Annotated in this window: 7 protein-coding genes; 6 read left to right on the top strand and 1 reads right to left on the bottom strand. The window is 71.0% G+C overall.

Annotated features, from left to right (window positions below; translation table 11 throughout):
• Positions 1–433: 433 nt before the first annotated feature.
• The 4 genes from ACZ56B_RS20650 (at position 434) to ACZ56B_RS20635 (ending at position 4,795) form a co-directional block, all read left to right on the top strand.
• The gene (locus ACZ56B_RS20650) at positions 434–1,039 is read left to right on the top strand and encodes an ATP-dependent Clp protease proteolytic subunit (protein ID WP_437023232.1); all 606 of its coding nucleotides are present in this window, start codon (positions 434–436) and stop codon (positions 1,037–1,039) included.
• A gap of 116 nt (positions 1,040–1,155) precedes the next feature.
• On the top strand, positions 1,156–1,836 hold the full coding sequence (locus tag ACZ56B_RS20645) for an ATP-dependent Clp protease proteolytic subunit (protein ID WP_468792212.1): 681 nt from the start codon (positions 1,156–1,158) through the stop codon (positions 1,834–1,836).
• A 190-nt stretch (positions 1,837–2,026) separates the two neighbouring features.
• On the top strand, positions 2,027–3,313 hold the full coding sequence (gene clpX, locus ACZ56B_RS20640) for an ATP-dependent Clp protease ATP-binding subunit ClpX (protein ID WP_468792209.1): 1,287 nt from the start codon (positions 2,027–2,029) through the stop codon (positions 3,311–3,313).
• 246 nt (positions 3,314–3,559) lie between these two features.
• Positions 3,560–4,795, top strand: a complete 1,236-nt coding sequence (locus ACZ56B_RS20635) for an IS30 family transposase (RefSeq protein WP_468792287.1) — start codon at positions 3,560–3,562, stop codon at positions 4,793–4,795.
• A gap of 72 nt (positions 4,796–4,867) precedes the next feature.
• Here ACZ56B_RS20635 and ACZ56B_RS20630 read toward each other — a convergent pair whose 3' ends face one another.
• Complete coding sequence (locus tag ACZ56B_RS20630; RefSeq protein WP_468792206.1) at positions 4,868–5,830, bottom strand: hypothetical protein; 963 nt, start codon at positions 5,828–5,830, stop codon at positions 4,868–4,870.
• Positions 5,831–5,967: 137 nt separating this feature from the next.
• On the opposite strand from ACZ56B_RS20630, the gene ACZ56B_RS20625 reads away from it, so the two are divergent.
• Together ACZ56B_RS20625 and folC are read left to right on the top strand one after the other, a co-directional pair.
• Positions 5,968–8,592 (top strand): valine--tRNA ligase, encoded by a 2,625-nt coding sequence (locus ACZ56B_RS20625; protein WP_468792203.1) that lies wholly within the window; start codon positions 5,968–5,970, stop codon positions 8,590–8,592.
• A 125-nt stretch (positions 8,593–8,717) separates the two neighbouring features.
• Positions 8,718–10,247, top strand: coding sequence for a bifunctional tetrahydrofolate synthase/dihydrofolate synthase (gene folC, locus ACZ56B_RS20620; protein ID WP_468792200.1), 1,530 nt, complete (start codon positions 8,718–8,720; stop codon positions 10,245–10,247).
• Position 10,248 lies beyond the last annotated feature (1 nt).

The raw sequence follows: 10,248 nt of genomic DNA, 5'->3' as shown, positions 1-10,248 counted from the left end.
CAAAGCCCAAAAGCCCCCCACAAAAGAAAAAACCAGAGGACCCGCCCCCGCGCCCCCTGGCGGTGGCGGACGGGGAGCCCTGGGCCACACCCCCCCCGGGGCCCCGTCGTCTCCCGCCGCGCGGGCACGGGCCGCACCGCCGCGCGGCTCCGCGCGTGGGCGCGTGCGGCCGCGGGTACCCGGCAAGTCGCCCGCCCCCGCCGGCCCGGCCGCGGCGAGCGGGCGGCGGCGCCCAGCGCCGGGGGCGCACCGCGCTACGCCCCCGGCGAACACCCCCCGCTGCGGGATTCCCCGAAGGGACCCGCGCGTTAGGGTCCATGAATACGAGGGCAGGGGAGTCCCCGAGCACCGCCGGACGGCCCCAGCCCCGGCAGAACACGTGAGACGGCCCGGCGCCGTCGTAAGACGAGCAGGTGGATACGTGACGAATCTGATGCCCTCCGCCGCCGGCGAGCCCTCCATCGGTGGTGGCCTCGGCGACCAGGTCTACAACCGGCTGCTCAACGAGCGGATCATCTTCCTCGGCCAGCCGGTCGACGACGACATCGCGAACAAGATCACCGCACAGCTGCTGCTCCTTGCCTCCGACCCGGACAAGGACATCTACCTGTACATCAACAGCCCCGGCGGCTCCATCACGGCCGGCATGGCGATCTACGACACCATGCAGTACATCAAGAACGACGTGGTGACGATCGCCATGGGCCTGGCGGCCTCCATGGGCCAGTTCCTGCTGAGCGCCGGCACCCCCGGCAAGCGCTTCGCCCTGCCCAACGCCGAGATCCTGATCCACCAGCCGTCCGCCGGCCTGGCCGGCTCGGCCTCGGACATCAAGATCCACGCCGAGCGGCTGCTGCACACCAAGCGGCGCATGGCCGAGCTCACGGCCCAGCACACCGGTCAGACGGTCGAGCAGATCACCCGCGACTCCGACCGCGACCGCTGGTTCGACGCCTTCGAGGCCAAGGAGTACGGCCTCATCGACGACGTGATCGCCACGGCCGCCGGCATGCCGGGCGGCGGCGGCACCGGGGCCTGAGCCGGCCCCACGGAGCCCCTCGCGGCCCCGCGGACCCCGCCCGGGGGCCGTCCGGGCCCGGAGAACAGCCCCAGCAGCCCCAGCCGACCGCCTCAGCCCCCTTCCAGGAGACACCCGTGAACGACTTCCCCGGCAGCGGCCTGTACGACCGCACGCGCGCCGAGTACACCGGCCCCGCGGCCGAGTCCCGTTACGTCATCCCGCGCTTCGTCGAGCGCACCTCCCAGGGCATCCGCGAGTACGACCCGTACGCGAAGCTCTTCGAGGAGCGCGTGATCTTCCTCGGCGTCCAGATCGACGACGCCTCCGCCAACGACGTCATGGCGCAGCTGCTGTGCCTGGAGTCGATGGACCCCGACCGGGACATCTCGGTCTACATCAACAGCCCCGGCGGTTCCTTCACGGCGCTCACCGCGATCTACGACACGATGCAGTACGTGAAGCCGGACATCCAGACGGTCTGCATGGGCCAGGCGGCCTCCGCCGCCGCCGTCCTGCTGGCCGCCGGCACGCCCGGCAAGCGCATGGCGCTGCCGAACGCGCGCGTGCTGATCCACCAGCCGTACAGCGAGACCGGCCGCGGCCAGGTCTCCGACCTGGAGATCGCCGCGAACGAGATCCTGCGGATGCGGACGCAGCTGGAGGAGATGCTGGCCAAGCACTCCACCCGGCCGATCGACCAGATCCGCGAGGACATCGAGCGCGACAAGATCCTCACGGCCGAGGACGCGCTGCAGTACGGCCTGATCGACCAGATCATCACCACCCGGAAGATGGACAACGCCAGCCTGCGCTGACGCGTCGGGCTTCGGGAGGCTGTATCGTCTGCCGCCCCTTGACACGGTTTGACGCGATTCACGTCAAAGCGAACCGTGCCAAGGGGGGCCCGAACGGAGGGCCCGGCAAGGTACCGTCGGACATAAGGCAGCACCAGGAGCCACCGGACGTCGACGTCCGGGCGGTTCCCAGGCGAAGGGGAAGCACACCGTGGCACGCATCGGTGACGGCGGCGATCTGCTCAAGTGCTCGTTCTGCGGGAAGAGCCAGAAGCAGGTCAAGAAGCTCATCGCAGGGCCCGGTGTGTACATCTGCGACGAGTGCATCGATCTCTGCAACGAGATCATCGAGGAAGAACTCGCCGAGACCAGCGAGGTCCGCTGGGAGGAGCTGCCCAAGCCCCGCGAGATCTACGAGTTCCTCGAGGGGTACGTGGTCGGCCAGGAGTCGGCGAAGAAGGCCCTCTCGGTCGCGGTGTACAACCACTACAAGCGTGTCCAGGCCGGCGAGAACGGCGGCGCCCAGGGCCGCGAGGACGCCATCGAGCTGGCGAAGTCCAACATCCTCCTGCTGGGCCCCACGGGCTCCGGCAAGACGCTGCTGGCCCAGACCCTGGCCCGCATGCTGAACGTCCCCTTCGCGATCGCCGACGCGACGGCGCTCACGGAGGCGGGGTACGTCGGCGAGGACGTCGAGAACATCCTGCTGAAGCTGATCCAGGCGGCCGACTACGACGTCAAGAAGGCCGAGACCGGGATCATCTACATCGACGAGATCGACAAGGTCGCCCGCAAGAGCGAGAACCCGTCGATCACGCGGGACGTCAGCGGTGAGGGCGTCCAGCAGGCCCTGCTGAAGATCCTCGAGGGCACCACGGCCTCGGTGCCGCCGCAGGGCGGCCGCAAGCACCCGCACCAGGAGTTCATCCAGATCGACACGACGAACGTGCTGTTCATCGTGGGCGGTGCCTTCGCGGGCCTGGAGAAGATCATCGAGGGCCGGGCCGGCGCCAAGGGCATCGGCTTCGGCGCGACGATCCGCTCCAAGCGGGAGCTGGAGTCCAAGGACCAGTTCGAGGAGGTCATGCCGGAGGACCTGGTCAAGTTCGGCATGATCCCCGAGTTCATCGGCCGCCTCCCGGTCATCACCTCGGTCCACAACCTCGACCGCGAGGCCCTGCTCAAGATCCTCGTCGAGCCGCGCAACGCCCTGGTCAAGCAGTACCAGCGCCTCTTCGAACTCGACGGCGTGGAGCTGGACTTCGAGCGCGAGGCGCTGGAGGCCATCGCCGACCAGGCCATCCTCCGCCAGACCGGCGCGCGCGGCCTGCGCGCCATCATGGAGGAGGTCCTCCAGGGCGTGATGTACGAGGTCCCGTCCCGCAAGGACGTCGCCCGCGTGGTCATCACCGCCGACGTGGTCCTCTCCAACGTCAACCCGACCCTCATCCCGCGCGACGCCCGCGGCCGGGGGCCGGGCGAGCAGAAGACGGCGTGACGACGGCAAACGCACGGGAAGGGGCCCCGGTCACCGCTTGGGTTCTAACGGTCCTCGCAACACCCGCGATCTGTGGGAGTTGCGAGGACCGTGGTCGTTGGGCGCGATGATCTTGCGGGGCTGCGGGAGCGTTTCCTTGCGCGGCTGGATGCCGTGGGGAACGTGACCGTGGTGGCGCGTGAGCTGGGGGTGAACCGGAACACTGCTTTCAGCTGGGCCCGGAAAGCTGGACGGAGCTCGGTTCGTCTGCCGCGCCGGCATCCCGGGCGCGACGAGTACGAGCGGCTTCGGGCCGCCGGTGTCGCACGCCGGGTCGCGGCCCGGCAGGTCGGCGTGAACGAACGCACGGCCAAGGACTGGGACTGGGGCGTCAAGAAGAGCGGCACCACACGCACCTACGCCGACGGCCGCCGCGTCGACTACGCGGCCGGGACCGTCACGATGTCCGGTGTGACCACGCCACCGGTGGGCCTGAGCGCCCTGGAAAAGCAGCTCCACCCGCGGTTCCTGACGCTCGCCGAGCGCGAACGGATCCGCGATCTCCATGCGGCGGGCCACTCGCTGCGGGCGATCGGACGAGCCCTGGGACGGCCGGCGAGCACGGTCAAGCGGGAGATCGACGCGAACTCGGGCAGCGAGGGCTACCAGCCCTACGCCGCCCACCGCGCCGCCGCCGCCCGCAGGCCCCGGCCCAAGGAGCGCAAACTGCTGCGCGAGGGACGGCTGCGCCGCTTCGTCCAGGACGGACTGCGCAGGCGGTGGTCACCGGAACAGATCTGCCACGCTCTACGCAAGGAGTGTCCCGACGACGAGAGCATGCGGGTGAGCGTGGAGACGGTCTACCAGGCGCTGTATTTCCAGGCCCGCGGCGGCCTGAAACGGGAGGTGCAGGCGGCCGTCCGTTCCGGCCGCACCCGCCGCAGACCACGCCGGGACCCCCAGCGGCGCACCCCACGGTTCACCGACCCGATGGTGATGATCAGCGACCGCCCCGCCGACATCGAGGACCGGGCCGTGCCCGGTCACTGGGAAGGCGACCTGATCATCGGCCAGGGCGGCCGCTCCGCGATCGCCACCCTGGTCGAGCGCAGCACCCGCTACACCATGCTGGTCCACCTGCCCGGCGGAGCCCACGACGCCGAGACCGTCCGCGACGGCCTCGTCGCCACGATCCAGACCCTGCCCGCCCACCTGCGCGGCTCCCTCACCTGGGACCAGGGCAGCGAGATGGCACGCCACAAGCAGTTCAGCATGGCCACCGGCATGCCCGTCTACTTCTGCGACCCCGCCTCGCCCTGGCAACGCGGCTCGAACGAGAACACCAACGGACTGCTGCGGCAGTACTTCCCCAAGGGCACCGACCTGAGCGTCCACAGCCCCGAAGACCTCGAACACGTCGCCCAGGAACTCAACGGCCGCCCACGCAAGACGCTCGGCTGGGATACCCCAGCCGAGCGTCTACGTGATCTACTCACCACCTGAAACCAAGCGGTGTTGCGACGACCCCTTGAACCCAAGCCGGACCGGGGCCCCTTCCCGTCTCCGGGGCCGGCGTCAGATCTTGACGCGCACGTCCTTGCGGAACTTGGCGGTGATGTCGGCGGCCTTCTCCAGGTCGGCGGGCTTGCCGGCCATGGCGTCGGCCAGGTCGGTGCTGATGACGACGGCCAGCGTGCTGTGGTCGCCCCAGATGCACACCGGCATGTTGACCTCCGAGGGCCCGGCGGGCGCGTCGCCCGTCGCGGCGCCGTCGGTCTTGGTCTTGATCGCCTGGCACTTCAGGACGGCGCCGTCCAGGGCGCTCGGCTCGAAGCCCTCCGGGCTGCCGACGAGCTCGGCCTCGGCGTCCTTGTCCTCGGAGGCGTTCTTCTCCAGCTCCGAGAACATGGCGTCGATGACCTTCTCCGGGTCGTCGATCTCGCCGTAGACGCCCATGAACTGGACCATCTTCATGGCGAACGGGTTGTTCTCGTCCCCGGCCTGGTAGACCGCGTTGACGTCCTTGGCGTTCTTGACGCCGTGCTTCTCGGCTTCCTTCATGTCGCTCTCGTCGAAGCCGCCGCTGCCCGCGCCGCTGCCCTTCTTGTACTCGCCGCCGAGCACGGTCGCCGGGGTCGTCAGCTTGTGCGGGCCGTCGTCGGCGACGTCCGAGCCGCCGCCCCCGCCGATCACGAAGTACGCGCCCACGGCGATCGCCGCCACGACCGCCACCGCGCCGACGACGATCCCGGCCTTCTTGCCGCCGCCGCCCGACGCCGGGGGCTGGGGCGGCGTGCCGTACGGGGCCTGGCCGTAGGGTGGCTGCTGGCCGTACGGTCCGGGCTGCTGGGGCGGGACGCCCGGGCCGCCGGGCTGCTGCGGGTGGCCGTAGCCGGGCTGGCCGGGCGGGGGAGCCTGCTGGGGGTAGCCGTAGCCGGGCTGCGGAGCCTGCGGCTGCTGGCCGTAAGGACCCGGCTGGCCGTACGGTCCGGGCTGCTGGGGCTGCCCGCCGTACGGGCCCGGCTGGTTGTAGCTCATTCCTGGGTTCCCCTCCAGATGCTTACGTGTCGCTGACATCCTCACTCAGGAGCGACCCGTTCAGGCCACCGGGGGGTGCACCGTTACAAAGCAATCGCGTTTCGGGACTGGGTCGTGACACCTCTAAACTGACCCCCGTGACCGAGAACACTCAGCAGCCGCGACCAGCCCCCACGACCGAACTGCCGACCCAGTACGTGCCGGCCGACGTAGAGGGGCCGCTGTACGAGCGCTGGGTGGAGCGCGGTTACTTCGAGGCGGACGCGGGGAGCGACAAGCCGCCGTACACCGTCGTCATCCCGCCGCCGAACGTCACGGGCAGCCTGCACCTGGGGCACGCCTTCGAGCACACCCTCATCGACGCCCTGACCCGCCGCAAGCGGATGCAGGGGTACGAGACGCTGTGGCAGCCGGGCATGGACCACGCCGGCATCGCCACGCAGAACGTCGTCGAGCGGGAGCTGGCGAAGGAGGGCAAGTCCCGGCACGACCTCGGCCGGGAGGCCTTCGTCGAGCGCGTCTGGCAGTGGAAGGGCGAGTCCGGCGGGCAGATCTCCGGCCAGATGCGCCGCCTCGGCGACGGCGTCGCCTGGTCGCGTGAGCGCTTCACCATGGACGAGGGGCTGTCGAAGGCCGTCCAGACCATCTTCAAGCGCCTCTACGACGACGAGCTGATCTACCGCGCCGAGCGCATCATCAACTGGTGCCCCCGGTGCCTGACCGCCATCTCCGACATCGAGGTCGAGTACCAGGACGACGACGGCGAGCTCGTCTCCATGAAGTACGGCGACGGGGACGACACCATCGTCGTCGCCACCACCCGTGCCGAGACGATGCTCGGCGACACGGCCGTCGCCGTCCACCCCGAGGACGAGCGGTACAAGCACCTGGTCGGCAAGCTGATCAAGCTGCCGCTGACCGACCGCTCCATCCCGGTCGTCGCCGACGAGCACGTCGACCCGGAGTTCGGCACCGGCGCCGTCAAGGTGACCCCGGCGCACGACCCGAACGACTTCGAGATCGGCCGGCGCCACGGCCTGCCCTCCCTCACCGTGATGGACGAGCACGCCGTCATCACCGTGCACGGCCCCTTCCAGGGCCTGGACCGCCTCGAGGCCCGGTCCGCCATCGTCGCCGCGCTGCGCGCCGAGGGCCGGATCGTCGCCGAGAAGCGGCCCTACGTCCACTCCGTCGGCCACTGCTCGCGCTGCAAGACCACCGTCGAGCCGCGCCTGTCCATGCAGTGGTGGGTCAAGGTCGGCCCGCTGGCGAAGGCGGCCGGCGACGCCGTCCGCGACGGCCGGGTCGCGATCCACCCGCGGGAGATGGAGAAGCGGTACTTCGACTGGGTCGACAACCTCCACGACTGGTGCATCTCGCGTCAGCTGTGGTGGGGCCACCGCATCCCGGTCTGGTACGGGCCGGACGGCGAGGTCGTCTGCGTCGGCCCGGACGAGGAGCCGCCGAGCGGCGAGGGCTGGCACCAGGACACCGACGTCCTCGACACCTGGTTCTCCTCCGGCCTGTGGCCCTTCTCCACCCTCGGCTGGCCGGAGCGGACGGATTCGCTCGCGAAGTTCTACCCGAACTCCGTCCTGGTCACCGGCTACGACATCCTCTTCTTCTGGGTCGCCCGGATGATGATGTTCGGCCTGTACGCGATGGACGGCACCCCGCCGTTCCACACCATCGCCCTGCACGGCATGGTCCGCGACCAGTTCGGCAAGAAGATGTCGAAGTCCTTCGGCAACGCGGTCAACCCGCTGGACTGGATGGACAAGTACGGCAGCGACGCCCTGCGCTTCACGCTCGCGCGCGGCGCCAACCCCGGTGTCGACGTGCCGATCGGCGAGGACTGGGTCCAGGGCTCGCGCAACTTCGCCAACAAGATCTGGAACGCCACGCGCTTCGCGCTGATGAACGGCGCCACGGTCGAGGGCCCGCTGCCGGACGCGTCGAGGATGTCGCCGACCGACCGCTGGATCCTGTCCCGGCTGAACTCGGTCGTGGCCGAGGTCGACGCGTACTACGACGACTTCCAGTTCGCCAAGCTGTCGGACGCGCTGTTCCACTTCGCCTGGGACGAGGTCTTCGACTGGTACGTCGAGCTGTCCAAGACGACGTTCCAGGCGGGCGGCGAGCCGGCCGAGGTCTCCAAGAGGGTCCTCGGCGAGGTCCTCGACGTCACGCTGCGGCTGCTGCACCCGGTGGTCCCGTTCGTCACCGAGACGCTGTGGACCACGCTGACCGGCGGCGAGTCGGTCGTCATCGCCGACTGGCCGAAGGACGGCGGCTTCCGGGACGCCGACGCCGAGCGGGAGATCGCCACGCTCCAGTCGGTCATCACCGAGGTCCGCCGGTTCCGCGCCGACCAGGGCCTCCAGCCCGGCCAGCGGGTCCCGGCCCGGCTGAGCCTCGACGGCACGGCGCTGGCGCGGCACGAGGCGGCCATCCGCCAGCTGCTGCGCCTGCAGCCGGAGGGCGAGGCCTTCACCGCGACGGCGACCCTGCCGGTCGCCGGGGTCGAGGTCGCGCTGGACCTGTCCGGCGTGATCGACGTGGCCGCCGAGCGCAAGCGGCTCGCCAAGGACCTCGCGGCCGCGGAGAAGGAGAAGGCCCAGGCCACGGCCAAGCTCGGCAACGAGGCGTTCCTGGCGAAGGCGCCGGACCAGGTGGTGGAGAAGATCCGCACCCGGCTCGCCAGGGCGGACGAGGACATCGCCCGCATCCGGACGCAGCTGGAGCGGCTGCCGCAGGCGTAGGCACCCCGGCGCGCGGCCCCGGGACCCGTCGCGGGTCCCGGGGCCGTCGCCGTGGCCGCAGGGCCGTCGCCGTGGCCGCGGGGTGCCCGGCCCCGGACCCGTCCGGGCCTCCGTAGACTGGCCCCGTGAGCGAGCTCCCCCCGAACGGCAACCACGACCGGCCCGACCCCGGTGACCCCCTCGACTCCTTCGACGAGATCATCGCCGCCGAGACCGACCGCGACCCCGACCTCGCGGTGATCGAGGCCGGCAGCCGCACCCTGCGCACGCAGGGCGGGCCGCCGCAGGCCGACGTGCCCGCGCGGCCGGAGGACCCCGAGGTCGACCGGGCCCTCAGGGAGGTCGAGGCGGAGCTGGCGACGCGCTGGGGCGAGACCAAGCTGGAGCCGTCGGTCGCCCGGATCTCCGCGCTGATGGACGTGCTGGGCGAGCCGCAGCGCTCCTACCCCTCGATCCACATCACCGGCACCAACGGCAAGACCTCCACCGCCCGCATGATCGAGGCCCTGCTCGGCGCCTTCGAGCTGCGCACCGGGCGGTACACCTCGCCGCACGTCCAGTCGATCACCGAGCGGATCAGCCTCGACGGCGCGCCGATCTCCGCCGAGCGGTTCGTCGAGACCTACCGGGACGTCCGGCCGTACGTCGAGATGGTCGACGCGCGGCAGGAGTACCGGCTGTCCTTCTTCGAGGTGCTCACCGGCATGGCGTACGCCGCCTTCGCCGACGCGCCCGTGGACGTGGCGGTCGTCGAGGTCGGCATGGGCGGCAGCTGGGACGCCACCAACGTGATCGACGCCGACGTCGCCGTGGTGACGCCCATCGCCCTCGACCACACCGACCGGCTCGGCACCACCCCCGCCGAGATCGCCGGGGAGAAGGCCGGCGTCATCAAGCGGGACGCCACGGTGATCATGGCCCAGCAGCCGGTGGACGCGGCGCAGGTGCTGCTGAAGAAGGCCGTCGAGGTGGACGCGACCGTGGCGCGGGAGGGTCTGGAGTTCGGCGTCGTCGACCGGCAGGTCGCCGTCGGCGGGCAGCTGCTCACCCTGCGCGGACTCGGCGGCGAGTACCCCGAGGTGTACCTGCCGCTGCACGGCGCCCACCAGGCGCACAACGCGGCCGTCGCGCTCGCCGCCGTGGAGGCGTTCTTCGGCGTCGGCGCCCAGCGCGCCGAACCGCTCGACCTCGACACCGTGCGCAAGGCCTTCGCCGCCGTCGCCTCACCGGGCCGGCTCGAGGTCGTGCGCCGGTCGCCGACCGTCGTCCTGGACGCCGCCCACAACCCGGCGGGCGCGCGGGCGGCGGCCGAGGCGATCGGGGAGGCGTTCCAGTTCAGCCGGCTGGTCGGCGTCGTCGGCGCGAGCGGCGACAAGAACGTGCGCGGGCTGCTCGAGGCGTTCGAGCCGGTCTTCGCCGAGGTCGTCGTCACGCAGAACTCCAGCCACCGCGCGATGGACGCCGACGAGCTGGCGTCCATCGCCGTCGAGGTGTTCGGCGAGGACCGCGTCCAGGTCGAGCCCCGGCTGCCCGACGCCCTGGAGGCCGCGATCACGCTCGCCGAGGAGGAGGGCGAGTTCGCGGGCGGCGGCGTGCTCGTCACCGGTTCCGTCATCACTGTCGGCGAGGCCCGACTGCTCCTGGGGAGGGGCTGAG

The sequence above is a fragment of the Streptomyces sp. NPDC034670 genome (assembly GCF_055574875.1).
This window is presented reverse-complemented; position numbering and strand designations above follow the sequence as displayed.

What these genes read in the sequence shown, in the direction of transcription:
- ACZ56B_RS20650 (WP_437023232.1), top strand. Translation starts at nt 434, where the DNA reads ATGCCCTCCGCCGCCGGCGAGCCCTCCATCGGTGGTGGCCTCGGCGAC.
- ACZ56B_RS20630 (WP_468792206.1), bottom strand. Translation starts at nt 5,830, where the DNA reads ATGAGCTACAACCAGCCGGGCCCGTACGGCGGGCAGCCCCAGCAGCCC.